This is a genomic window from Streptomyces sp. NPDC031445, assembly GCF_055581365.1.
The window spans coordinates 105,036-127,780 of record NZ_JBVIJO010000013.1 but is presented as its reverse complement, the minus strand read 5'-3'; the positions used below and the strand labels follow the sequence as shown (position 1 = coordinate 127,780).

Genomic DNA, 22,745 nt, shown 5'->3' with positions numbered 1-22,745 from the left:
GGTGGTGCCGACATGAGCAAGGCACGCAACGGACTCGGCCGGTACGGCGAGGACCTGGCCGCCCGGCGGCTGGCGGAACAGGGCATGACGATCCTGGAGCGCAACTGGCGCTCCGGCAGGTCCGGCGAGATCGACATCGTGGCCAGGGACGGCGACGCCCTGGTCGTCTGCGAGGTGAAGACCCGCAGGGGCGGCGGCTACGAACACCCGATGGCCGCGGTGACCCCCGCGAAGGCCGCCCGGCTCCGCGCCCTCGCCGAGCACTGGCTCCAGGTCCACGGAGGAGCACCGCCGGGCGGCGTCCGCATCGACCTCGTCGGCGTCCTGCTGCCCCGCCGCGGCGCCCCGTCCGTCGAGCACGCGCGGGGGGTGGCCTGAATGGCGTTCGCCCGTACATGCTCGGTCGCCCTCGTCGGCGTCGAAGGCGTGGTCGTCGAGGTCCAGGCCGACCTCGAACCCGGAGTCGCGGCCTTCACCCTGGTCGGCCTCCCGGACAAGAGCCTGACGGAAAGCCGGGACCGGGTGCGGGCGGCGGTGGTGAACTCGGGCGGCGAATGGCCGCAGAAGAAGCTCACCGTCGGACTCAGCCCGGCCTCCGTACCGAAGGCGGGCTCGGGATTCGACCTGGCCGTCGCCTGCGCGGTGCTCGGAGCCGCCGAACGGATCGATCCCCGGGTCCTCGCCGACATCGTCATGATCGGAGAGCTGGGCCTGGACGGCCGGGTGCGCCCCGTGCGGGGCATCCTGCCGGCCGTCCTCGCGGCGGCCGACGCCGGGTACGAGCAAGTGGTCGTACCCGAGTGCGCCGCCGCCGAGGCCTCGCTGGTCCCCGGTGTGTCCGTGCTGGGCGTCCGCAGTCTGCGACAGCTCGTCGCGGTCCTGACCGAGGAGCCCGTCCCCGACGAGACGCCGGACGAACAGGGACGGCTCGACCCCCTCCTGGCAGGACTGCGCGTACCGGGCACGGGCGCCGCCACCGGCATGCACAGCATCGGGGCCACTCACCAGGACCACGAGCACGACCTGGCCGATGTCGTCGGGCAGATCTCCGCCCGCACGGCGGTGGAGGTGGCCGCGGCCGGCGGACACCACCTCTTCCTGGAGGGACCGCCCGGCGCGGGCAAGACCATGCTCGCCGAGCGCTTGCCCGCCGTGCTCCCGCGCCTCGCCCGGCAGGAGTCGCTGGAGGTCACGGCCGTGCACTCGGTCGCCGGGCTGCTGCCCCCGGGCAAGCCGCTCATCGACGTCGCGCCCTACTGCGCCCCGCACCACTCGGCGACGATGCAGTCACTCGTCGGCGGCGGACCGGGCATCGCCCGGCCCGGCGCGGTGTCCCTCGCCCACCGCGGCGTGCTGTTCCTGGACGAGGCGCCCGAGTTCCACAGCCAGACCCTGGACGCCCTGCGGCAGCCGCTGGAGTCGGGGCACGTCGTCATCGCGCGGAGCGCGGGCGTGGTCCGGTTCCCCGCGCGGTTCCTGATGGTCCTGGCGGCCAACCCCTGTCCCTGCGGACGCTTCTCCCTCCGTGACTCGCTGTGCGAGTGTCCGCCGTCGGCGATCCGCCGCTACCAGTCCCGGCTGTCCGGCCCGCTGCTGGACCGGGTGGATCTGCGCGTCGAGGTCGACCCGGTCACCCGGGCCCAGCTCACCGAGCCCGGCGCCCGCGGGGAGTCCACGGCGACCGTGGCCGACCGGGTGCGGCAGGCCCGGCAGCGGACGGCGGCCCGCCTGGCCGGCACCCCGTGGCGCACCAACAGCGAGGTGCCCGGCCGCGAACTGCGCAGCCGGTACCACGCCGCCCCCGGGGCCATGGACGACGCCGAACGCAGCCTGGAGCGGGGCGTGCTCACCGCCCGCGGGATCGACCGTGTCCTGCGCGTCGCCTGGACGGTCGCCGACCTCGTCGGACACGACCGCCCGGACGCCGCCGACGTCGCCCTGGCCCTGCAACTGCGCACCGGCGTCCCCCGCGGGGTGCCGGTGGCCATCGGAGCGCTGACATGACCGGAGAGCAGGACCCCGGTGCGGAACTGCTCGGGCGGGTGTTCCTCGGGCGGGTCGTGGAGGCGGGGGACGAGGTCGGCGGTCGGTGGGTGCGGGAGTTCGGGGTGGGGGAGGTGGTACGGCGGCTGCGGTGCGGCGAGGACGCGTTGCCGGGCGTCAGCGGGAACCGGTGGGAGGGGCTCGTCGCACGGGCCCGGCGGGCCGAGCCGGAGCGGGACCTGGAGGCGGCCCGGGCCGCCGGGGCGCGGTTCGTCTGTCCGGGGGACGCCGAGTGGCCCCGGCAGCTCGACGACCTGGGGGACGCGCGCCCCCTCGGGCTGTGGGTGCGGGGCCGGCCGAACCTGCGGATGTGGGCGCTGCGGTCCGTGGCCGTGGTCGGCGCCCGGGCCTGCACCGAGTACGGCGCCCACGCCGCCGCCACCCTCTCCTGCGGTCTCGCCGAGCGCGGCTGGGTCGTCGTCTCGGGCGGCGCCTACGGCATCGACGGCGCCGCCCACCGCGGCGCCCTCGCCACCCGCGGCGCCACCATCGCCGTCCTGGCCTGTGGCGTCGACCAGTCCTACCCTCGCGGCCACGCCGCGCTGATCGCCCGGATCGCGGAACAGGGGCTGGTGGTGGGTGAGCTGCCGCCGGGCGACCATCCGACACCCAGCCGGTTCATCCTGCGCAACCGCGTCATCGCCGCGCTGACCAGAGGCACCGTCGTCGTGGAGGCCGCCTGCCGCAGCGGCTCGCTGGCCACCGCGCGGGCCGCCCAGCGCCTCGGCCGGTTCACCATGGGCGTCCCCGGCCCGGTCACCAGCGCCCTCTCCGCCGGTGTGCACGAACTGCTGCGCGCGGAGGCCACCCTGGTCACCGATGCCACGGAGGTCATCGAACTCGTGGGTGACATGGGTGAGCTGGCGCCGGCCCGGCGTGGTCCCGTACTCCCGCGTGACCTGCTGCAACCCGCCGCCCGGACCGTGCTCGCCGCCCTCCCCGGCGACCGGGCGGCCCCGGCCGACGAGATCGCGCTCGGCGCGCGCACCACGCGGGACGACGCGATCGCGAGACTGTACGAACTCCGAGCACTTGGTTACGTCGAACGACACGGCGACGGCTGGAAGTTGACACGCCAGGCGGTGATCTCGGTCCGGAACGGTGACCGTCCGTGCTGACCGACGGTGTTCGGCCGTCCGGGGGAACTCCCGACGCCCTTGACGTTTCCCGGAGTTGGCGCCTTTGGCCGGTCACACAGAGCGAGCCCCGGCAGGGGGTCGCCCGACCGGCGCGAGCGCCCCGCGCACGGGTGGCGCAGCCCTGTTCGCACACCGCGACTCCTCAGTCACGCTACGCTCACGAAGGCGGTGGCGCAGATCGCGCCAACCCTGCATCAGTCCGTCAGCTCACCCATGCAGCCCTACTTCACCCCAGGAACCCCACCCACACCCACTCCACGGCACTTCACAGCACTTCACGGCAGAACGGCACAAGGCGACGAATGCCCCAGCACACCTCCGGGTCCGACCGGGCGGCGATCCCCCCAGCCGCCCGCGACGGTGGCAGCGTGCGACCGCCCGCTCCCTCGACGCTCGACGAGCTGTGGCGGTCGTACAAGGCGACGGGGGACGACCGGCTGCGAGAGCAGCTGATCCTGCACTACTCGCCACTGGTCAAGTACGTGGCCGGCCGGGTCAGTGTCGGGCTGCCGCCCAATGTGGAGCAGGCGGACTTCGTCTCCTCGGGTGTGTTCGGGCTGATCGACGCGATCGAGAAGTTCGACATCGACCGGGAGATCAAGTTCGAGACGTACGCGATCACCCGGATCCGCGGCGCCATGATCGACGAGCTGCGGGCGCTGGACTGGATCCCCCGCTCGGTCCGGCAGAAGGCGCGGAACGTCGAGCGTGCCTACGCCACTCTGGAGGCGCGGCTGAGACGGACGCCGACGGAGGGGGAGGTGGCCGTCGAGCTGGGCATGGAGGTCGACGAACTGCACGCTGTTTTCAGCCAGTTGTCGCTGGCCAACGTCGTCGCCCTGGAGGAGTTGCTGCACGTCGGTGGCGAGGGCGGGGGCCGGCTCAGCCTGATGGACACGCTGGAGGACACCGCGGCGGACAACCCGGTGGAGGTGGCCGAGGACCGCGAGCTGCGGCGGTTCCTGGCGCGGGCGATCAACACGCTGCCCGAGCGGGAGAAGACCGTCGTCACCCTGTACTACTACGAGGGGCTCACCCTCGCCGAGATCGGCAACGTGCTCGGGGTCACCGAGAGCCGGGTCAGCCAGATCCACACCAAGTCGGTGCTCCAGCTCCGGGCCAAGCTGGCGAGCTTCGGGCGCTGACTCCTCCCTTCCACAAGGGCGTGTCCGTACAGTGGTCGACGTGCCAAGGATTCGAGCGGCCTCCGTGGCCGAACACCGGTCGATGCAGCGAGCCGCCCTGCTGGACGCGGCTCGGTCCCTGCTGTCCGAGGGCGGGACGGAGGCGCTGACCTTTCCCGCGCTGGCCGAGCGGACCGGGCTGGCGCGCTCGTCCGTGTACGAGTACTTCCGGTCCCGGGCCGCCGTGGTCGAGGAGCTGTGCGAGGTCGACTTCCCGGTGTGGGCGGCGGAGGTCGCGGCGGCGATGGAGCGGGCCGGGACGGCCGAGGGCAAGGTCGAGGCGTATGTGCGCCGGCAGCTGGCGCTGGTGGGGGACCGGCGCCACCGGGCGGTCGTCGCCATCTCCGCGAGCGAGCTGGACGCAGGGGCCCGGGAGAAGATCCGGGCGGCCCACGGGGGCCTGGTCGCGATGATCGTCGAGGCACTCCACGAACTGGGACACGAGCAGCCCCGGCTGGCGGCGATGCTGTTGCAGGGGGTCGTGGACGCGGCGGTCCGGCGCATCGAGCTGGGCGCGGCCGAGGATCCCACGGTGGTGACGAACGCGGCCGTGGCCATGGCGCTGGGAGGGGTAAAGGGCTGACCCCACCGACGCGGGCCGGGCGCAGCGCCCCGAAAGGGGCGCGGGGAACGGCGCGAGCGACTACGACGGACCCGCGCCCGACACACGACCGCGGCAATCCGGCCGCCCCGGCAGCACTCCGGCAGCTCGGGCGCAGCAGCGCCCCGAAAGGGGCGCGGGGAACGGCGCGAACGACCACGACGGACCCGCGCCCGACGCCCGACCGCAGCGACCTCCCCCCACCCGCCCCGCAGCAGCCCACCCCGCAGCCCACTCCGCAACCAGGGCGCAGCCCATCCCGCAGCCCACCCCGCAGCCAAGGCGCAGCCGGCCCCGCTAAGGCGCAACCGGCAGCAACCTCGAAGGCCCCCCGTTCAGCAGCCACGGCGGCAGTACGGACAGCGGGTTCACATACGCGTCACCCCGCAGCAGACCCCAGTGCACGCACGTCCGCGTCCCGCAGTGGGACCCCGCCGGCTCCACCACCCCGACCAACGCCCCCGCCCCCACCTCCTCCCCTTTCCGGACCGACGCCCGCACCGGCTCGTACGTCGTCCGCAGATCCGTTCCCCGCAGTTCCACCGAGACCACGCCCCGTCCCGCCACCCGGCCCGCGAACAGCACCCGGCCCGGTGCGATCGCCCGTACGGGCGACCCGGCCGGTGCTCCCAGGTCCACCCCCCGGTGCCCGGGGCCGTACACCGTCACCGGTGGTTCCCAGCCACGCAGGACCGGTGGGCGGGCTCCGACCGGCCAGGCGCGGGCCACGGGCGGCACGGGCGCCGCCGGAGGGGCCTGCGGAGCCCCGGGAAACGTGTCGGCCCAGGCCAGGGGCGTGAGCAGGACCGCCGCCGGCCCGAGGACCAGCACCGGCCACAACAGCGCAGATCGCATCCTTCGTCGCATGCCGACACCGTCCCGCACACCCGCCGGCCGTGCCCCGGCCCTGTGGACCACTCGCCGGTTGTGGACAGCGGCGTCACCCGGTACCCCGCCGGTCCCGTACACTTCTTCTGGCGATCCGGGTCACCGGGTCGACTTCGCACGCCCCGGTACGGCAGCCGGCAACGGTTCGTACCAAGCGCCCCTCGGTCCTTCGCGGCACGGCGCATCGCGGGCGTCAGGCGCCTTCGCCGTCCGGCGGAAGCGGCACAACCGAGAAACCAAGGAGAAACGGCCATGGCCGTCGTCACGATGCGGGAGCTGCTGGAGAGCGGCGTCCACTTCGGTCACCAGACCCGTCGCTGGAACCCGAAGATGAAGCGCTTCATCTTCACCGAGCGCAACGGCATCTACATCATCGACCTGCTCCAGTCGCTGTCGTACATCGACCGCGCCTACGAGTTCGTCAAGGAGACCGTCGCCCACGGCGGCACGGTCATGTTCGTCGGCACGAAGAAGCAGGCGCAGGAGGCCATCGCCGAGCAGGCCACCCGCGTCGGCATGCCCTACGTCAACCAGCGCTGGCTGGGCGGCATGCTCACCAACTTCTCGACCGTCTACAAGCGTCTGCAGCGCCTCAAGGAGCTCGAGCAGATCGACTTCGAGGACGTCGCCGCGTCCGGTCTGACCAAGAAGGAGCTTCTCGTGCTCTCGCGCGAGAAGGCCAAGCTGGAGAAGACCCTCGGCGGTATCCGCGAGATGCAGAAGGTGCCCAGCGCCGTCTGGATCGTGGACACCAAGAAGGAGCACATCGCCGTTGGTGAGGCCCGGAAGCTGAACATCCCGGTCGTCGCGATCCTCGACACCAACTGCGACCCCGACGAGGTCGACTACAAGATCCCGGGCAACGACGACGCGATCCGCTCCGTCACCCTGCTCACCCGTGTGATCGCCGACGCCGTCGCCGAGGGCCTCATCGCCCGTTCCGGCGTCGCCACCGGCGACAAGGGCGAGAAGGCCGCGGGCGAGCCGCTCGCCGAGTGGGAGCGCGACCTGCTCGAGGGTGAGAAGAAGGACGAGGCTCCGGCCGCCGAGGCCGAGAAGCCGGCCGAGGCCGCTGCCGAGGCTCCGGCCGCTGAGGCTCCGGCCGCCGAGGCTCCGGCTGCCGAGGCTCCGGCCGCCGAGGGCGAGCAGGCCTGACGCCGGTCCGTCAGCGTTCGACGGCGGGGGCGGGACATGGCTCCGCCCCCGCTGTTCACCCGTAGGTCGGCACGACGTACGCGGTCCGCGACTACATGTGGGTCGCGACCGTGCGGATCTAAACCAGACTTCGAGAAAGACTCACAGACTCATGGCGAACTACACCGCCGCCGACGTCAAGAAGCTCCGTGAGCTGACCGGCGCCGGCATGATGGACTGCAAGAAGGCGCTGGACGAGGCCGAGGGCAACGTCGAGAAGGCCGTCGAGGCGCTGCGCATCAAGGGCCAGAAGGGCGTCGCCAAGCGCGAGGGCCGCTCCGCCGAGAACGGCGCCGTGGTCTCCATCATCGCCGACGACAACTCCTCCGGTGTCCTGGTCGAGCTGAAGTGCGAGACGGACTTCGTCGCCAAGGGCGAGAAGTTCCAGGCCGTGGCCAACGCCATCGCCGAGCACGTCGCCAAGACGAACCCGGCCGACCTCCAGGCCCTGCTGGCCTCCGAGATCGAGCCCGGCAAGACCGTCCAGGCGTACGTGGACGAGGCCAACGCCAACCTGGGCGAGAAGATCGTCCTGGACCGCTTCGCGCAGTTCGCCGACGGCTACGTCACCGCCTACATGCACCGCACCATGCCCGACCTGCCCCCGCAGATCGGTGTCCTGGTCGAGCTCGACAAGCCGAACGCCGAGGTCGCCAAGGGCGTCGCCCAGCACATCGCCGCCTTCGCGCCGAAGTACCTCTCCAAGGAGGACGTGCCGGCCGACGTCGTCGAGTCCGAGCGCCGCATCGCCGAGGAGACCACCCGCGCCGAGGGCAAGCCCGAGGCCGCGATCGCCAAGATCGTCGAGGGTCGTCTCAACGGCTTCTTCAAGGACGCCACGCTGCTCGGCCAGCCGTACGCGCTCGACAACAAGAAGTCGGTCCAGAAGGTGCTGGACGAGGCCGGTGTCACCCTGAAGCGCTTCTCGCGCATCAAGGTCGGCATCTGAGTCCGTACGCGATCGACGCGCGACCCCCGGAGAAATCCACGAGGAAATCCCGATAGGGTCGACCGCAGTCGTCCGCGCACACCGCCGCACCCCGGCGTGGGGCGGACGGCAGCAGATCTGACGAGGAGGCCATTGCCGCGCATGGGAGCGAAAAGCAACCCCACCGGCAATGGCCTTCTTCGTATGTGCAACACGTGAAAGAGTTGGGATCCCCATGACCACCAAGGCCCAGAAGAGCGACGACGGCAAAGTACGCGGCCGGTTTCTGCTGAAGCTGTCCGGAGAGGCCTTCTCCGGTGGCGGGGGACTGGGCGTCGACCCGGACGTGGTGCACAAGATCGCGCGTGAGATCGCGGCCGTCGTGCGTGACGGCGCCCAGATCGCGGTCGTCATCGGCGGCGGCAACTTCTTCCGCGGCGCCGAACTCCAGCAGCGCGGCATGGACCGTGCCCGCTCCGACTACATGGGCATGCTCGGCACCGTGATGAACTGCCTCGCCCTCCAGGACTTCCTGGAGAAGGAGGGCATCCAGTCCCGCGTGCAGACCGCCATCACGATGGGCCAGGTCGCCGAGCCGTACATCCCGCTGCGCGCCGTGCGCCACCTGGAGAAGGGGCGCGTGGTCATCTTCGGCGCCGGTATGGGCATGCCCTACTTCTCCACCGACACCACCGCCGCCCAGCGTGCCCTGGAGATCGACGCCGAGGCGCTGCTCATGGGCAAGAACGGCGTGGACGGGGTCTACGACTCCGACCCCAAGACCAACCCCGACGCCGTCAGGTTCGACGCCCTCGGCTACGGCGAGGTCATCACCCGCGACCTGAAGGTCGCCGACGCCACCGCCATCACGCTGTGCCGCGACAACAAGCTCCCGATCCTCGTCTTCGAGCTTCTCGCGGAGGGCAATATCGCCCGCGCCGTCAAGGGTGAGAAGATCGGCACGCTGGTGGGTGACCAGGGCAGCCGGGGCTGACCTGGACCAGCCCGGCCGGTGATGTGCGGCCCTGTGAGGGGGCCGGACCCCGGCCGGGGGATGGACAATGTCCTGCCGGTCGGGAACCGTGCAGGAAGAAGACGCGACGCAGCCGGCCGCCGACCGACTTCAGGAACCGCAGCCGGGCCTTACTCAAGACACGCAGGAGCAAGTGGTGATCGAAGAGACCCTCCTCGAAGCCGAGGAGAAGATGGAGAAGGCCGTCGTGGTCGCCAAGGAGGACTTCGCCGCGATCCGCACCGGCCGTGCGCACCCGGCGATGTTCAACAAGATCGTGGCCGACTACTACGGTGCCCCGACGCCGATCAACCAGCTGGCCTCGTTCTCCGTGCCGGAGCCGCGCATGGCGGTCGTGACCCCGTTCGACAAGAGCGCTCTGCGCAACATCGAGCAGGCCATCCGCGACTCCGACCTGGGCGTCAACCCCAGCAACGACGGCAACATCATCCGGGTGGTGTTCCCCGAGCTGACCGAGGAGCGCCGCCGCGAGTACATCAAGGTGGCCAAGGGCAAGGGCGAGGACGCCAAGGTCTCGATCCGCTCGGTGCGCCGCAAGGCCAAGGACGCCATCGACAAGCTGATCAAGGACGGCGAGGTCGGCGAGGACGAGGGCCGTCGTGCGGAGAAGGAGCTCGACGACACCACGGCGAAGTACGTCGCCCAGGTGGACGAGCTCCTCAAGCACAAGGAAGCGGAGCTGCTCGAAGTCTGATGAGCGACTCTTCCTGGGGGGCGCCGCCATCGGCGGGCCAGGCCGGGTACTGGGTTCCCACCGCAGGCGGGCCCGCCCAGCCTGTCCCGGGGGCCGGCCCGGCGGGTCCCGCATACGATGCGCCTGAGGCGCAGCAGACCCGCCCCATGTCCGTTGTGCCCGACGCCCCCGCGTACGGCGGAGGAGACCAGGACGACGACCGGGGGGCCGCTCGGCTGAGCGGCCCCCTGTTCCTGGACGAGACGTATCAGGCCCGGGAACTCCCGGCCGAGACCCAGAACCCGGAGCCCATGCCCGACGCCCCGCAGCCGGCGCCAGCGCCGCAGAAGAAGAGCGCGGGCCGTGACCTGAGCGCGGCCATAGGCGTCGGCGTCGGGCTCGGTGTGGTGATCATCGCGTCCCTGTTCATCGTCAAGGCCGTCTTCGTCGGCGTGATCGCGGTCGCCGTCGTCGTCGGCCTGTGGGAGCTGACCAGCAGGCTCCAGGAGCGCAAGGGCATCAAGGCGCCGCTGGTGCCGCTCGCGGTCGGCGGCGCGGCGATGGTCGTCGCCGGGTACGTGCGGGGCGCCGAGGGCGCGTGGGTCGCCATGGCGCTGACCGCGCTGGCCGCGCTGGTCTGGCGGATGACGGAGCCGCCGGAGAACTACCTCAGGGACGTCACGGCCGGTCTCTTCGCCGCGTTCTACGTGCCGTTCCTGGCCACGTTCGTCGCGATGATGCTCACCGCCGACGACGGTCCCTGGCGGGTGCTCACGTTCCTGCTGCTGACGGTCGTGAGCGACACCGGCGCCTACGCGGTCGGCTGGCGCTTCGGCAAGCACAAGCTCGCGCCGCGCATCAGCCCCGGCAAGACCCGCGAGGGGCTGCTGGGCGCGGTGCTGTTCGCGATGGTCGCCGGCGCGCTGTGCATGCACTTCCTGATCGACGGCGGCCGCTGGTGGCAGGGCCTGCTGCTGGGCCTCGCGGTCGCGGCCAGCGCCACGCTGGGCGACCTCGGCGAATCCATGATCAAGCGGGATCTGGGCATCAAGGACATGGGCACCCTGCTCCCCGGGCACGGCGGCATCATGGACCGCCTCGACTCGCTGCTGCCCACGGCGCCGGTGGTGTGGCTGCTGATGGTGATCTTCGTCGGCTCCGCGTGAGCGGTGGCCGTAGCGGTAGCGGTACGTCTTCTTCGGCCCCCGTCCTGGAACAGGGCGGGGGCCGTTGCCGTACCCGGACCCTCCCCGCGCGGCACCCGGATGCCGCATCTCGACTCGGCGGCCGGCGCCGGCGCGCGGCAGACTCCTTCACAGGACGGCCGTTCCACCGACGCCCGGCGACGCAGCAGGGAGTGAGCCGATGCGCCTCGACCCGACGCCCACCCCGAACGACCCGGCCCTCGCCCCTGCCGACCCGGCCCCCGCCTCCGCTGCCCCCGTCACCGACCTCGTCGCCGCCCCGCCACCCCCGCCCGTCCGGTTCTGGCCCGTCGACGACCTGCCCGCACTCGCCCCCGATCCCCTCCTGGAGGTGCTGCTGCGGGAGGAACCGGTCGCGCGGATCAGGTTGCCGTACGGCGAGGGGTGCGCCTGGCTGGTCACGCGGTACGACGACGTCCGGTTCGTCACCTCGGACCCGCGCTTCTCCCGGGAACGGGTCGCCGGCCGGGCCGTCACCACCATGCGCCCGGTGCCGGTGGCCTCGCAGACGGCGGGCCTGCAGTACATCGATCCGCCCCGGCACACCCGGCTGCGCCGGGTCGTCGCCCGCGCGTTCACCGGGCGGAGCATGCGGCGGCTCCGGCCGCTCGCGGAGCGCAGGGCCGCCGGCCTGCTCGCGGGGATGGAACGCGCCGGCGCCCCGGCCGACCTCATGGAACACCTGCACGGCCCCTTCCCGATCGCCGTGCTCCGCGACTTCCTCGGCGTGGCGGAGGAGGACTGGCATCGCTGGGCCGTGACGGGCGAGGCCCTGCTGTCCGCGTCCGCGGGAGCCGATGCGGAGGAGCGGGCCAGGGAAGCGGCCCTGGTCACCCGGGCCCGGATCACCGAACTGCTCCACAGGCGCCGAGAGGACCCCCGCGACGATCTGGCAGGCGTGCTGGCGCGGGCCGCCGAGGCGGGCGAGATCACGGACGACGAGGCGGTGTCCCTGGCCATCGCCGTCCAGGTCAGCGGCGGTCACGCGGTCCGCAACAACAGCGGTTCGATGATGTACGCGCTGCTCACCCACCCCGGGCTCCTGGACCGGCTGCGCCGTGAGCCGGAGCTGCTGCCCCGGGCCGTGGAGGAGCTGTTCCGCTACGTCCCGCACCGCAACGGCGTCGGCATCCCGCGCGTCACCACGGAGGACGTGGCGGTCGGCGGCCGGCTGATACGGGCCGGCGACGTCGTCTACAACGCCTACCTCGCCGCCAACCGCGACCCCGAGGTCTTCCGCGGCCCGGACGCCCTGGACTTCGACCGCGACAGCCCCGCCCACCTGGCCTTCGGGCACGGCCCGCACCACTGCCTGGCCGCCGTCATGGCCCGCATGGAGGCCGAGGTCATGATCGGCGCCGTACTCACCCGCTTCCCCGGCATCCGCCTGGCCGTGCCGCCCGAGGAAGTCGAGTTCCAGACGCAGGGGCTGATCCGCGGGCCGAGGACCCTGCCCGTGACGTGGTGACAGGCCGGGTGGCAAGAGAAGAACCGGAACCGGACCGGGAACACCGACGGCGACCAGGAACGGCCGCGTCACACACCCGCCGGGCCACCCGTGTGGATCTGCGACACTGGATGCACCATGCCCAAGCCCGGAGAACTGGCAGTAGTTGGGCAGCAACAAGCCCCCTACCAGCGCTTTCGGCGTGGATAGGGGGCCTGGTGTGGGTCACTGGGCCGTCTCTGGGCCGTCAGGCTCGCGCGGGGCCGGGAGAAGCACCCGGTCCACGGCTTTCCTCGTACGCTCCTGGCTCGACGGCATCAGGTGCGCGTACACCCGCAGCGTCAACCCGGGGTCGGAGTGGCCCAGGTACTCGCTCACGGCCTTGATGCTCTCGCCGGCGTCCAGCAGCACCGAGGCGTAGAAGTGCCTCAGGGCGTGCATGCCGTGCTCACGAGCGGACGCGTACTTGCCGTCCTCACCGGCCGCTGCGATCAGACCAGCCGACGCGAGGGCAGGCTTCCACTCTTGGATGTTGAAGTTGCTGCGCCAGACGAGCCCGCTCGCGGTGTTCGTGAACAGGAGACGGGCCGACACCTTTGGACCGTCCGGCTTGCGCCAGGGCAACGTGATCTCGACCGGCTTGAAGGCGTCCATGTGGGCGCGCAGAGCCTCAGCCACCGATGGCGGCAGTGGTACGTCCCGCTCCTTGTTGCACTTCGGCGGAGCGAACACGGCCTTGCCCCTGATCAGCTTCACCTGCCGGACCACCCGGATGATGCTGCTGTCGAAGTCGAGCGCATCCTCAGCCAGTCCCACGATCTCCCCCTGGCGGAATCCGCACCCGGCACCCACGTCCACCATGGGCCGGTAGCGCCGGGGGAGTGCTGCACGGACCGCGCGAACCTGCGCAGGCATCCACGGCACGACGCGACGTTGCTCGGTGGCCGGCGGGCGGACGGACTTTGCGGAGCAAGGGTTGCGAGGCAGCAGCCCATCGTCAACCGCCGCACTGAGCACGGCCCGCACGTCGCCGTAGATGTTGCGTGCGTAGCCGCCACTCACGGCCGGGTCATTCTCCAGCGCACTCACCAGGCCGCGGATGTGCTCCGGGCGGAACGAATCCAGTGGCCGAGAACCGATCAGCCGGAACGCGTGCAGACGCAGGCGTTGTTCGACCACGACCACACTGGCCGGGTCGATGACGTGCGTCTTGAGCCACTTCTCCGCGTAGCTCTTGAAGGTGACGCGAGCTGCACGCGGGTCGATGTACTGACCGCGCGACATGTCCGACGCAATGTCGGTCAGCCACTGCTCGGCGAGGCGCTTCTGCCGATCCGGGAAGCTCTTGGACTTCTCGGTGCCGTCAGGCCCGATGTACCTGGCGCGGTAGCGCATGCCGGTGCCGTAGCGCTCGGTCTTGACCCTGACGAGCTTGCCGTCCGGTCCGGGCTCGGTCTTGTACCAGCGGTCCTGGACGTGGCCGGCCATCAGGCAGCCTCTCCCAGCTGGGAGTCCACCCAGGCCCGCACGTCGCGCGGGTCGAAGCGCAGGTGTCGGCCGACGCGGAAGCCGCGGGGACCGGTGTGCTTCCGGCGCCCCGCTGGGAAGGTCGAACAAAGCAGTTCCCTTCGTCGGCGAGCAGGGCGGGTAGTTCTTCGCGCGCGATCTCGCGGTTGTGCTGGATGTCGCGGCGGATGTTGGCGGCGAGCCAGGATTCGCCGGGGGTGTGGCCGTGGCCGGCGTAGGTCCAGTGGGCGGGGGTGAGCGTGGCGGCCTCGGTCTCTTCGTCGGGGTCGGGCCTGCCGAGGGCGGCTCGTTGCTGGGCGGCGCGGGAGCGCTACAGCGACTGCTGATCTACCCGGCACAGGGCTTCATGATCAGTCAGCCCGTGCCGGACGACGTACGCCAGGCATACGACCGGCTGTGCCGCGAGGGCTTCACCAGCCGACTCCTGGTTACCGGCCACTCCTCTGCCTGACGGTTCTGCGTGACCGCAGCCTGAGAGCTGTTACAGGTTTCTCTACCTCATCAAGCCCCGGCTGCGCTCCGCTCCGCCGGGCGCGCTTCCCGGCTCCGCTCCGCGCGCCGCTCCTGCCTTCGGCCCGCTCCGCGCGCGCTGCGCCGACGCGTGCCCACAGGTGGAGAGGGCCGGTGGCCATGAGCCGATCACCGCATAGAGCGGGCACGGTCAAGGACGATGCCTCCGGCGGGGGATCGGCCGGCACCGGGATGGAGGGGCGCCGTCTCCGGCCGCGGGTTCGTAGTGGCGTGCGCGGGGTGCTCCCATCCCGTACGCCATCGACCCAGGCAGAGTGGAGCAGGCGCGGCCCATGGCGTCCAGGTCGTTCGTGCAGTGGCGCGCTCCACCTGGACGCCATGAACCACGCCCGCTCCACGGTGTGTGGGTCGACGGCGTACGGGATGGGAACCGGGGAGAGTGGTGGGTCGATGAAGGACGCAAGGGTCGCGCATTGATACTCTCTGCCGCTTCGACCCGTACCTCTTTGCTACCCGGCTGCGGGTAGCACGCCCGGGGGCTCAAGTGATCAAGCGGATATACCAAGCAATGGCTGTCTTTGCGATGCTCGGCTTGGCCGGGTGCAGCTCCAGTTCAGGGGCAGAAGGTACGCCAACGTCTTCCTCATCAGCTACGGCTGAAGACGTCACAGGGGCGCCCGAACCGCCAACCACCACTGGTGAGATCGACAGCGCACTCAATGGATCGTGGGTTGCTTTCAATCCCGATTCCACCGTAGGGCTTCACATCAACGGTCATCGAGTCGAACTGCAGAGCAGGGATCAATGCGAAGGCACCGTCACTCAAGAGGGTGATATCCCCACTATTCGATTGAAATGCAAGGCTCCGCATGCAAAACGGACCGTGGGCAAAGTCTGGGGCCTGACAAAAAAGAGCATGACGGTCGAATGGGAAGGGTTCGGTGCTGATAGCTTCCGGCACGCTCCTGAGTCTGGCACCAGTGTCTGACACCAACGACCACGCACGGCAGCGGTCGGCGTCAGACCTCAGCGGACGACCGGCCGAGGCGCAGGGCCGGGTGCTCGACGCCGCCGACTCCCCGTGATCGACCTGATAAGGATGAGCACCGGCCTCAAAGCCTTGACCGCGTGCGGGCGCCCTCCTCACTGTGGGTCGGCGCCGGTCACGTTGACTCGATCACTGAGACTCCTCCGACCTACGGCCCTATGTAGACTCGTATGGTGATCACGGCTGAACAAGCTAGAGAGATTGTTGACGCCCATCTCGCCCAGATGGAGCCATACCCTCCAGAACCGGGCGTTACCGCTGTGATCATCCGAGTCCAGGAACACCGCTTCGGGTGGGAATTTCGGTATCAAAGCTCCATGTACGTGCAGACGGGCAACACGCGAGACATGTGGGTCGGGACCGGACCTATCGTTGTTGACCGCCGCGATGGCCGCCTCGAGGAACTCGGCGGCAGGCAGTTTGGTGACACCGTCGCCGAGTATCAGCGCCTTTACGACCAAGAGACAGCCACGCGCGGGAACCCCTGACCGCGCCCCGGAGCCTCATGTGCCCCTTGCGTGCCCGATCTGGTAGTAGCAGCCGGGGAACAGCGAGGAGTCACGGTAACCAGTCCGGGAACACGCAGGTCAGCGTCTTGCCAGGTCAGACCCCATCCACATACGCGATCTTCCGAACTAGGGACATAGAGGGTGGCTACCGGTACCAGTCGCCATCGCCTGCGAGGGAACGGTGCAGGTAGTCCTCCAGCTCGCGCGCAGCCCACAGCCGACTGTCATTCTCATGGTCCCAGGCGAAGACGTCCGGACGCTCAGGCGTTAGAACGAAGGCGAACTGGTCGCCCCCGCCGTTGTCGCCGAAGAACAGCAGCGGATCGAAGGGCATGTACAGGCCAGAGTAGGTATCGGGGGACCAGAACAGCAGGTTCTGCTCCACAATCCGATCCAGGGGCCATACGACGTCAGTCCCGTACTCGCCGACCATTCCGTTGGTTTCCATCAGCAGAGCAGTCAGCTGCGCCGGCAAGCCTCGGCCAAGGCGCCGTTCCGCCTTGGCTAGAGCAGTCGCGTCAACGGGTGCGCGGAACTCGACCTCGGGCAAGGCCTCGGCAGCGGCTTCTTTCCACATAGGTGCAGCCTAGGCCGAAGGACTGACCGCCCCGACAACAGGCGCTGTACAGCAGCGAAGTACAGCAACCACAGCAACCGCCCTCGGTCGGCAACGCACTTACAGGACCTCAGCGCAACCGGTATGACCGCCGCCAACCGATCCACATATAGCTACGGATCAGATGCTGAGCCTCTGGGGCAGGCCTTATGGCCACGTGGGGATAGACGTGGAGCTGCACTCAGCACGGCCAACGCGTAACTGGCGCAAGTCCCGAGCGACGCTGCTACAGAGTTCGTACGGGCACGGGGACGCGTTGGCCGATGCGATCGGCTCGCTCCGGCTGCTCGGAGTGCCTGGGCGGCTGGCCGCCTTGGATCCGTATGGGGATGCTCTGATAAACGAGCAGGAGGCTGCCGTTGCTCTCGGTGAGGTCCCCGATCTACGGCAACGGTGCACCGATGAGCGTCAGCTCGCTGCCTTGGGCGACCTTGCAAAGTCGCTGGAGCAGTGCGCCGGCACTCCAGGCAGCTATCTGTGGTTCCAGGGCGACTGAAGCCCGTGCCCCATCCGTGCCCGATAGACGGGGAACCACGGTTACTAGCAGGGCTTCCGGACCCGACTCGTCGTGCCCACACGGGAACCCTCGGGCCCGGCCCGGCAGGGTAGCTGTCCGGGCCGTTACCGACCCGGCTTCCAGTCTGTGTCGAGGATGGCTGCGTGCACGGCCGCAACGATCATCGTGATAGCAAGGACGCCACCCATCCAGTTCTTCGGGTTGCCGAGCACCGACCCCAGGATGGCTGAGCCGTAGATGATCGCAGCGTAGATCGCGGGCACGGCCATGCTCACGACACGCTTCTTGGCTGCGATGAAGAAGAGGGGCGGCGCCAGAAGGCCGGCCGATGCCACGACCACTACAACCCAGATGACCTTGTGCAGGGTGGTCGTGTACATGCGGGCACGGATGGGCGCGTTGATGTACGGGTTGCTCACGATCTCCCCTGTTGCTTCGACTGGACAGTCAGTGTGACCTAGGTCATGCGTGGAGGGGGGTGTTCCGGAGAAATCGTGATCCGGAGGCCGGTGCCTGAGCCTGTCCGCTGGGCCGTCTCCGGGCCGTCCGAGGTCGATCAATCGCAACCGCTGACGGCCACTATCGACAGTCGTAGCAGCCAGCAGCCCCAGGTCACCCGAGTCGATCTGCGACACTGGATGCACCATGCCCAAGCCCGGAGAACTCACTTTCGTCGCGCCGCGCGGAGCCAAGAAGCCGCCGCGGCATCTCGCCGACCTCACGCCCGCCGAGCGCAAGGACGCCGTGGCCGGGATCGGTGAGAAGCCGTTCCGTGCCAAGCAGCTCTCGCAGCACTACTTCGCGCGGTACGCGCACGACCCGGAGCAGTGGACCGACATCCCCGCCGGCTCCCGCGCCAAGCTTCAGGAAGCGCTGTTCCCGGAGCTGATGACCGTCGTCCGGCACCTGTCCACCGACCAGGGGACCACGCGCAAGACGCTGTGGCGGCTGTTCGACGGGACGCTGGTCGAGTCGGTGCTCATGCGGTACCCGGACCGGGTCACCATGTGCATCAGCTCGCAGGCCGGGTGCGGTATGAACTGCCCGTTCTGCGCGACCGGGCAGGCCGGGCTGGACCGGAACCTGTCCACCGCGGAGATCGTCCACCAGATCGTGGACGGCATGCGGGCGCTGCGGGACGGCGAGGTGCCCGGTGGGACCGCGCGGCTGTCCAACATCGTCTTCATGGGGATGGGCGAGCCCCTCGCCAACTACAAGCGGGTCGTCGGCGCCATCCGGGCGCTCACCGACCCCGCCCCGGACGGGCTCGGCCTCTCGCAGCGCGGGATCACCGTCTCCACCGTCGGACTCGTGCCGGCCATCCACCGGTTCGCCGACGAGGGCCTGAAGTGCCGGCTCGCGATCTCCCTGCACGCCCCCGACGACGAGCTGCGCGACACCCTCGTCCCCGTGAACACGCGGTGGAAGGTGCGCGAGGTGCTGGACGCCGGGTTCGAGTACACCGAGAAGTCCGGGCGCCGGCTGTCCATCGAGTACGCGCTCATCCGCGACATCAACGACCAGGCGTGGCGGGGCGACAGGCTCGGGCGGCTGCTGAAGGGCAAGCCCGTGCACGTCAACCTCATCCCGCTGAACCCGACGCCGGGGTCGAAGTGGACCGCGTCGCGGCCGGAGGACGAGAAGGCGTTCGTGGAGGCGATCGCCGCGCACGGCGTGCCCGTCACCGTCCGGGACACCCGGGGGCAGGAGATCGACGGGGCCTGCGGTCAGCTCGCGGCCACCGAGCGGTAATCTGACCCCGTCCACATATCTTCATATTCCGACAGGGGAGCGCCACAGCGCTGAGAGTGCGGCACCGGGCCGCAGACCCTCTGAACCTCGCCCAGGTCATTCTGGGTAGGAAGTTCGGTCACCACTCAAGCTGTTGCGCCCTGCCCGGTCTCCCCAGCGGAGCCCGGGCAGGGCCGCGCCTCTTCCTGGCCAACCCCAGGAGGACATCCAGTGCACAACAAGACCTTCGTGGCCGTGGCGGTCGGGTTCGGCCTGCTCGGCCTGTCCGCGTGCGGTTCCGGCACGAGCGGGCCGGCCGCGGACTCCAAGACCGTGACCCTGGTCAGCCACGACTCGTGGGCCGTCTCCAAGAACGTGCTGAAGGACTTCGAGAAGCAGTCCGGGTACAAGGTCAGGGTCCTCAAGGACGGCGACGCCGGGCAGGCCGTCAACAAGGCCGTCCTGACCAAGGACAACCCGCAGGGCGACGTCTTCTTCGGCGTCGACAACACCCTGCTCTCCCGAGCCCTGGACAACGGGCTGTTCCAGCCGTACCTGGCCAAGGGCTACGACACCGTCCGGCCCGAGTTCCGCGTCGACCAGGACAAGCACCGCGTCACGCCCGTCGACACCGGCGACATCTGCGTCAACTACGACAAGGCCTGGTTCAGCGCGCACAAGCTGACCCCGCCGCAGTCCTTCGCGGACCTCGCCGAGCCCGCGTACAAGAACCTCCTCGTCACCGAGAACGCGGCCACCTCCTCGCCGGGCCTCGGCTTCCTGCTCGGCAGCGCCGCCCGGTTCGGGGACAACGGCTGGCAGGACTACTGGAAGAAGCTCAAGGCCAACGGCGTCAAGGTCGTCGACGGCTGGGAGCAGGCCTACTACCAGGAGTTCTCCGGTTCCTCCGAGGGCAAGAAGGCGGGTGGCGACCGGCCGTTGGTGGTGTCGTACGCCTCCTCCCCGCCCGCCGAGGTGATCTACGCCAAGAAGCGGCCCGGCACCGCCCCGACCGGGGTGTCGTACGGCACCTGCTTCCGGCAGACCGAGTACGCCGGACTGCTGAGCAACGCGAAGAACACCAAGGGCGGCAAGGCGTTCCTCGACTTCCTGCTGACCAAGGAGTTCCAGCAGGACATGCCGCTGAACATGTTCGTCTACCCGGTGGTGCGGGGGGCGGCCGTCCCCGCCGACTTCACGAAGTACGGGCCGGCCGCCAAGGATCCCGCGACCGTGGCCCCGGACAAGATCGCCGCCAACCGCGACCAGTGGGTCAAGTCGTGGACGTCACTCGTACTGAAGTGACCGCCCGCGTCAGGGACCGGCGCGGGAGCGCGGTGCGGCTCGGCCTCATGGCCCTGCCCGTCGCGTTCTTCGCGCTGTTCTTCGCCTGGCCCGTGGCCGCGATCGTCGCGCGCGGGCTGAAGACGGACGGCGCCTGGCACCTCGGCCGGATCGCGGGCGTCGTCACCCGGCCGGACATCCGGCACGTGCTGTGGTTCACCACCTGGCAGGCGCTCGCCTCCACCGCGCTCACCCTGCTGCTCGCCCTGCCCGCCGGCTACGTCTTCGCCCGCCTCGACTTCCCGGGCAAGCAGCTGCTGCGGGCCGTCGTCACCGTCCCGTTCGTGCTGCCGACCGTCGTCGCGGGCAGCGCCTTCCTGGCGCTGCTCGGCCGGGGCGGGCTGCTGGACGAGCTGTGGGGGGTACGGCTGGACACCACGGTGTGGGCGATCCTGCTGGCCCACGTCTTCTTCAACTTCGCGGTCGTCGTGCGGACCGTGGGCGGCCTGTGGGCGCAGCTCGACCCCCGGCAGGAGGAGGCCGCCCGGATGCTGGGCTCCTCACCGCTGACGGCCTGGCGGAAGGTCACCCTGCCCGCGCTCGCGCCCGCCGTGGCCGCCGCCGCCCTGATGGTGTTCCTGTTCACCTTCACCTCCTTCGGCGTGGTGCAGATCCTCGGCGGCCCCACCTTCTCCACCCTCGAAGTGGAGATCTACCGGCAGACCTCCGAGGTCTTCGACCTGTCCACGGCCGCCGTCCTCACCCTGGTCCAGTTCGCGGCGGTCGGCGCGGTCCTCGCCGTGCACGCCTGGACGGTACGGCGCCGGGAGACCGCGCTGCGGCTCGTGGACCCGGCGGTGACGGCCCGGCGCCCGCGCGGCGCCGGACAGTGGACCCTGCTCGCCTCGGTCCTCGCCGTCGTCGCGCTGCTGCTGGTCCTGCCCCTTACCGTCCTCGTCCGCCGCTCCCTGGACGCGCCCGGTCTCGGCTACTACCGGGCGCTGACCCGCGCGGACGGCGGTACGTTCCTGGTGGCGCCCGTGCACGCGGTGTGGACCTCGCTGCAGTACGCGGTCGCGGCCACCGCCATCGCCGTGGTGATCGGCGCTCTCGCCGCCGCCGCGCTGGCCCGGCGGGACGCGGGACGGCTGGTGCGGGGCTTCGACGCCCTGCTCATGCTGCCGCTCGGCGTCTCCGCCGTGACCGTCGGCTTCGGCTTCCTGATCGCCCTCGACAGGCCGCCGCTGGACCTGCGCCAGTCCTGGATCCTGGTGCCGCTCGCGCAGGCACTGGTCGGCGCCCCCTTCGTCGTACGGACCATGCTGCCCGTGCTGCGCGCGGTGGACGTCCGGCTCCGGGAGGCGGCGGCCGTGCTCGGCGCCTCGCCCTGGCGGGTGTGGCGGGAGGTGGACCTGCCGCTGGTGCGGCGGGCGCTGCTGGTCGCGTCCGGGTTCGCGTTCGCCGTGTCACTGGGCGAGTTCGGGGCCACCGTGTTCATCGCCCGGCCCGACAACCCGACGCTCCCCGTCGCGGTGGCCCGGTTGCTCAGCCGCCCCGGCGAACTCAACTACGGCCAGGCGATGGCCCTTTCGACGATTCTCATGGTGGTGTGCGCCGCCGCGCTGCTCGTTCTGGAGCGGCTGCGGACCGACCGGACGGGGGAGTTCTAGATGCTGCTGAACCTGGATGCCGCGACCGTGCGCTTCGGCGGGCGGGCCGTGCTCGACGCCGTCGCCCTCGATGTCGCCGAGCAGGAGGTGGTGTGCGTCCTCGGCCCCAGCGGCAGCGGCAAGTCCACCCTGCTGCGGGCCGTGGCCGGGCTTCAGCACCTGTCCGGCGGCCGCGTCCTGCTCGGGGGCCGGGACCAGGCGGGCGTACCCGCGCACCGGCGGGGCGTCGGACTGATGTTCCAGGACCACCAGTTGTTCCCGCAGCGGGACGTCGGCGCGAACGTGGCCTTCGGTCTGCGCATGCACGGCGTCGCCAAGGGCGAACGGGACGCCGAGGTGGGCCGGTTGCTGGAGCTGGTCGGGCTGCCCGGCGCCGCCCGGCGGGCGGTGGCCTCGCTGTCCGGCGGCGAGCAGCAGCGCGTGGCCCTCGCCCGGGCGCTCGCGCCCCGGCCCCGGCTGCTGATGCTGGACGAACCGCTGGGCCAGCTTGACCGTTCGCTGCGGGAGCGGCTGGTGGTCGAACTGCGGGAGTTGTTCGGCCGGCTGGGGACGACCGTGCTCGCCGTGACGCACGACCAGTCGGAGGCGTTCGCGCTGGCCGACCGGGTGGTGGTGATGCGGGACGGGCGGATCGCCCAGTCCGGGACGCCGCTCGAGGTGTGGCAGCGGCCCGCCGACGCGTTCGTGGCCCGCTTCCTCGGCTTCGAGAACGTGGTCCCGGCGACCGTCGCCGGCACCGCCGCCGACAGCCCGTGGGGCAAGGTGCCGGTGCCCGACGGGTCCGCGCAGGGCCACCGCACGGTCCTGGTCCGCCCGGCCGGCGTCCGGCTCGTGCCCGCCGACCAGGGCCTGGCGTGCACGGTGACCGCGCGCACCTTCAAGGGCACCCATGTGGCCGTCCGCCTCCAGCCGGCGGACGGCCCCCGGCTGGAGGCGGCCTGCCCGCTGCGGGACGCGCCGGAGCCCGGCGCGCCGGTCGGCGTGGAGTTCGACGCGGCCGAAACGGTCGTGCTCGACTGATCAACGCGCCCCTGGCG

21 protein-coding genes and 3 pseudogenes are annotated in these 22,745 nt (G+C 70.7%); 18 read left to right on the top strand and 6 right to left on the bottom strand.

Translation table 11 applies throughout. From position 1 onward, the window contains the following. The first annotated feature begins 12 nt into the window (after positions 1-12). From ACZ5DC_RS30055 to ACZ5DC_RS30035, 5 genes are all read left to right on the top strand, one after another. Positions 13-378, top strand: coding sequence for a YraN family protein (locus tag ACZ5DC_RS30055; RefSeq protein WP_468657870.1), 366 nt, complete (start codon positions 13-15; stop codon positions 376-378). Beyond that, positions 379-2,004: a YifB family Mg chelatase-like AAA ATPase gene (locus tag ACZ5DC_RS30050; RefSeq protein ID WP_468657868.1), complete on the top strand. Its 1,626-nt coding sequence runs from the start codon at positions 379-381 to the stop codon at positions 2,002-2,004. Beyond that, positions 2,001-3,161: a DNA-processing protein DprA gene (gene dprA, locus ACZ5DC_RS30045; protein ID WP_468657866.1), complete on the top strand. Its 1,161-nt coding sequence runs from the start codon at positions 2,001-2,003 to the stop codon at positions 3,159-3,161. The genes ACZ5DC_RS30050 and dprA overlap by 4 nt, the downstream gene beginning before the upstream one ends. A 323-nt stretch (positions 3,162-3,484) precedes the next feature. Next, entirely contained in the window at positions 3,485-4,327 is an 843-nt protein-coding gene (gene whiG, locus ACZ5DC_RS30040) for an RNA polymerase sigma factor WhiG (RefSeq protein WP_468657864.1), read from the top strand. 64 nt (positions 4,328-4,391) lie between these two features. Beyond that, on the top strand, positions 4,392-4,949 hold the full coding sequence (locus ACZ5DC_RS30035) for a TetR/AcrR family transcriptional regulator (protein ID WP_366751215.1): 558 nt from the start codon (positions 4,392-4,394) through the stop codon (positions 4,947-4,949). 315 nt (positions 4,950-5,264) lie between these two features. Here ACZ5DC_RS30035 and ACZ5DC_RS30030 read toward each other — a convergent pair whose 3' ends face one another. Next, positions 5,265-5,834 carry a M23 family metallopeptidase gene (locus ACZ5DC_RS30030; RefSeq protein ID WP_468657862.1) on the bottom strand — a complete coding sequence of 190 codons (570 nt, stop codon included), beginning with the start codon at positions 5,832-5,834 and terminating at the stop codon, positions 5,265-5,267. Between the two features lie 273 nt (positions 5,835-6,107). On the opposite strand from ACZ5DC_RS30030, the gene rpsB reads away from it, so the two are divergent. The 6 genes from rpsB to ACZ5DC_RS30000 all read left to right on the top strand — a co-directional run bounded on the left by rpsB (position 6,108) and on the right by ACZ5DC_RS30000 (position 12,356). Continuing rightward, the gene (rpsB, locus tag ACZ5DC_RS30025; RefSeq protein ID WP_468657860.1) at positions 6,108-7,010 is read left to right on the top strand and encodes a 30S ribosomal protein S2; all 903 of its coding nucleotides are present in this window, start codon (positions 6,108-6,110) and stop codon (positions 7,008-7,010) included. A 151-nt stretch (positions 7,011-7,161) separates the two neighbouring features. After that, positions 7,162-7,998 carry a translation elongation factor Ts gene (gene tsf, locus ACZ5DC_RS30020; protein ID WP_468657858.1) on the top strand — a complete coding sequence of 279 codons (837 nt, stop codon included), beginning with the start codon at positions 7,162-7,164 and terminating at the stop codon, positions 7,996-7,998. A 214-nt stretch (positions 7,999-8,212) separates the two neighbouring features. Further along, complete coding sequence (gene pyrH, locus ACZ5DC_RS30015) at positions 8,213-8,971, top strand: UMP kinase (RefSeq protein WP_468657856.1); 759 nt, start codon at positions 8,213-8,215, stop codon at positions 8,969-8,971. Between the two features lie 175 nt (positions 8,972-9,146). Continuing rightward, entirely contained in the window at positions 9,147-9,704 is a 558-nt protein-coding gene (gene frr / locus ACZ5DC_RS30010) for a ribosome recycling factor (protein ID WP_014675285.1), read from the top strand. Further along, positions 9,704-10,849: a phosphatidate cytidylyltransferase gene (locus ACZ5DC_RS30005; RefSeq protein ID WP_468657854.1), complete on the top strand. Its 1,146-nt coding sequence runs from the start codon at positions 9,704-9,706 to the stop codon at positions 10,847-10,849. The genes frr and ACZ5DC_RS30005 overlap by 1 nt, the downstream gene beginning before the upstream one ends. Before the next feature lie 199 nt (positions 10,850-11,048). Further along, a complete protein-coding gene (locus tag ACZ5DC_RS30000) occupies positions 11,049-12,356 on the top strand; it encodes a cytochrome P450 (protein WP_468657852.1) in 1,308 nt (435 codons plus the stop codon). A 204-nt stretch (positions 12,357-12,560) separates the two neighbouring features. Here ACZ5DC_RS30000 and ACZ5DC_RS29995 read toward each other — a convergent pair whose 3' ends face one another. The 3 genes and pseudogenes from ACZ5DC_RS29995 to ACZ5DC_RS29985 form a co-directional block, all read right to left on the bottom strand. After that, positions 12,561-13,823, bottom strand: coding sequence for a tyrosine-type recombinase/integrase (locus ACZ5DC_RS29995; protein WP_468657850.1), 1,263 nt, complete (start codon positions 13,821-13,823; stop codon positions 12,561-12,563). Then, positions 13,823-13,930 (bottom strand): annotated as a pseudogene (locus ACZ5DC_RS29990) (DNA-binding protein); the annotation flags it as partial. The gene ACZ5DC_RS29995 and the pseudogene ACZ5DC_RS29990, both read right to left, overlap by 1 nt. 29 nt (positions 13,931-13,959) lie before the next feature. Beyond that, positions 13,960-14,166, bottom strand: a pseudogene (locus ACZ5DC_RS29985) (replication initiation protein); the annotation flags it as partial. Between ACZ5DC_RS29985 and ACZ5DC_RS29980 the strand changes: the two are divergent. The 3 genes and pseudogenes from ACZ5DC_RS29980 to ACZ5DC_RS29970 form a co-directional block, all read left to right on the top strand. Beyond that, positions 14,167-14,313: pseudogene (locus tag ACZ5DC_RS29980) on the top strand (YdcF family protein); the annotation flags it as partial. 564 nt (positions 14,314-14,877) lie between these two features. After that, positions 14,878-15,321, top strand: coding sequence for a hypothetical protein (locus ACZ5DC_RS29975; protein ID WP_468657848.1), 444 nt, complete (start codon positions 14,878-14,880; stop codon positions 15,319-15,321). 230 nt (positions 15,322-15,551) lie between these two features. Beyond that, complete coding sequence (locus ACZ5DC_RS29970; RefSeq protein WP_468657846.1) at positions 15,552-15,869, top strand: YrhB domain-containing protein; 318 nt, start codon at positions 15,552-15,554, stop codon at positions 15,867-15,869. A gap of 166 nt (positions 15,870-16,035) precedes the next feature. Here ACZ5DC_RS29970 and ACZ5DC_RS29965 read toward each other — a convergent pair whose 3' ends face one another. Together ACZ5DC_RS29965 and ACZ5DC_RS29960 are read right to left on the bottom strand one after the other, a co-directional pair. Then, the gene (locus ACZ5DC_RS29965) at positions 16,036-16,467 is read right to left on the bottom strand and encodes an SMI1/KNR4 family protein (RefSeq protein ID WP_468657844.1); all 432 of its coding nucleotides are present in this window, start codon (positions 16,465-16,467) and stop codon (positions 16,036-16,038) included. A 660-nt stretch (positions 16,468-17,127) separates the two neighbouring features. Next, complete coding sequence (locus tag ACZ5DC_RS29960; RefSeq protein ID WP_381806407.1) at positions 17,128-17,442, bottom strand: hypothetical protein; 315 nt, start codon at positions 17,440-17,442, stop codon at positions 17,128-17,130. 226 nt (positions 17,443-17,668) lie between these two features. Between ACZ5DC_RS29960 and rlmN the strand changes: the two genes are divergently transcribed. From rlmN to ACZ5DC_RS29940, 4 genes are all read left to right on the top strand, one after another. After that, positions 17,669-18,775 (top strand): dual-specificity RNA methyltransferase RlmN, encoded by a 1,107-nt coding sequence (gene rlmN, locus ACZ5DC_RS29955; RefSeq protein ID WP_468657842.1) that lies wholly within the window; start codon positions 17,669-17,671, stop codon positions 18,773-18,775. A gap of 210 nt (positions 18,776-18,985) precedes the next feature. Then, positions 18,986-20,059 carry a thiamine ABC transporter substrate-binding protein gene (locus tag ACZ5DC_RS29950; protein ID WP_468657840.1) on the top strand — a complete coding sequence of 358 codons (1,074 nt, stop codon included), beginning with the start codon at positions 18,986-18,988 and terminating at the stop codon, positions 20,057-20,059. Between the two features lie 47 nt (positions 20,060-20,106). Beyond that, the gene (locus ACZ5DC_RS29945; RefSeq protein ID WP_468658146.1) at positions 20,107-21,708 is read left to right on the top strand and encodes an ABC transporter permease; all 1,602 of its coding nucleotides are present in this window, start codon (positions 20,107-20,109) and stop codon (positions 21,706-21,708) included. Next, positions 21,709-22,728 (top strand): ABC transporter ATP-binding protein, encoded by a 1,020-nt coding sequence (locus ACZ5DC_RS29940; RefSeq protein WP_468657838.1) that lies wholly within the window; start codon positions 21,709-21,711, stop codon positions 22,726-22,728. It begins immediately after the preceding gene. Positions 22,729-22,745: the final 17 nt, after the last annotated feature.

Excerpts from the sequence above, each read along its gene's own strand:
- ACZ5DC_RS30055 (WP_468657870.1), top strand. The coding sequence starts at position 13 with ATGAGCAAGGCACGCAACGGACTCGGCCGGTACGGCGAGGACCTGGCC.
- ACZ5DC_RS30050 (WP_468657868.1), top strand. The coding sequence starts at position 379 with ATGGCGTTCGCCCGTACATGCTCGGTCGCCCTCGTCGGCGTCGAAGGC.
- dprA (WP_468657866.1), top strand. The coding sequence starts at position 2,001 with ATGACCGGAGAGCAGGACCCCGGTGCGGAACTGCTCGGGCGGGTGTTC.
- whiG (WP_468657864.1), top strand. The coding sequence starts at position 3,485 with ATGCCCCAGCACACCTCCGGGTCCGACCGGGCGGCGATCCCCCCAGCC.
- ACZ5DC_RS30030 (WP_468657862.1), bottom strand. The coding sequence starts at position 5,834 with ATGCGACGAAGGATGCGATCTGCGCTGTTGTGGCCGGTGCTGGTCCTC.
- rpsB (WP_468657860.1), top strand. The coding sequence starts at position 6,108 with ATGGCCGTCGTCACGATGCGGGAGCTGCTGGAGAGCGGCGTCCACTTC.
- tsf (WP_468657858.1), top strand. The coding sequence starts at position 7,162 with ATGGCGAACTACACCGCCGCCGACGTCAAGAAGCTCCGTGAGCTGACC.
- pyrH (WP_468657856.1), top strand. The coding sequence starts at position 8,213 with ATGACCACCAAGGCCCAGAAGAGCGACGACGGCAAAGTACGCGGCCGG.
- ACZ5DC_RS30005 (WP_468657854.1), top strand. The coding sequence starts at position 9,704 with ATGAGCGACTCTTCCTGGGGGGCGCCGCCATCGGCGGGCCAGGCCGGG.
- ACZ5DC_RS30000 (WP_468657852.1), top strand. The coding sequence starts at position 11,049 with ATGCGCCTCGACCCGACGCCCACCCCGAACGACCCGGCCCTCGCCCCT.
- ACZ5DC_RS29995 (WP_468657850.1), bottom strand. The coding sequence starts at position 13,823 with ATGGCCGGCCACGTCCAGGACCGCTGGTACAAGACCGAGCCCGGACCG.
- ACZ5DC_RS29970 (WP_468657846.1), top strand. The coding sequence starts at position 15,552 with ATGGTGATCACGGCTGAACAAGCTAGAGAGATTGTTGACGCCCATCTC.
- ACZ5DC_RS29965 (WP_468657844.1), bottom strand. The coding sequence starts at position 16,467 with ATGTGGAAAGAAGCCGCTGCCGAGGCCTTGCCCGAGGTCGAGTTCCGC.
- rlmN (WP_468657842.1), top strand. The coding sequence starts at position 17,669 with ATGCCCAAGCCCGGAGAACTCACTTTCGTCGCGCCGCGCGGAGCCAAG.
- ACZ5DC_RS29945 (WP_468658146.1), top strand. The coding sequence starts at position 20,107 with ATGGCCCTGCCCGTCGCGTTCTTCGCGCTGTTCTTCGCCTGGCCCGTG.
- ACZ5DC_RS29940 (WP_468657838.1), top strand. The coding sequence starts at position 21,709 with ATGCTGCTGAACCTGGATGCCGCGACCGTGCGCTTCGGCGGGCGGGCC.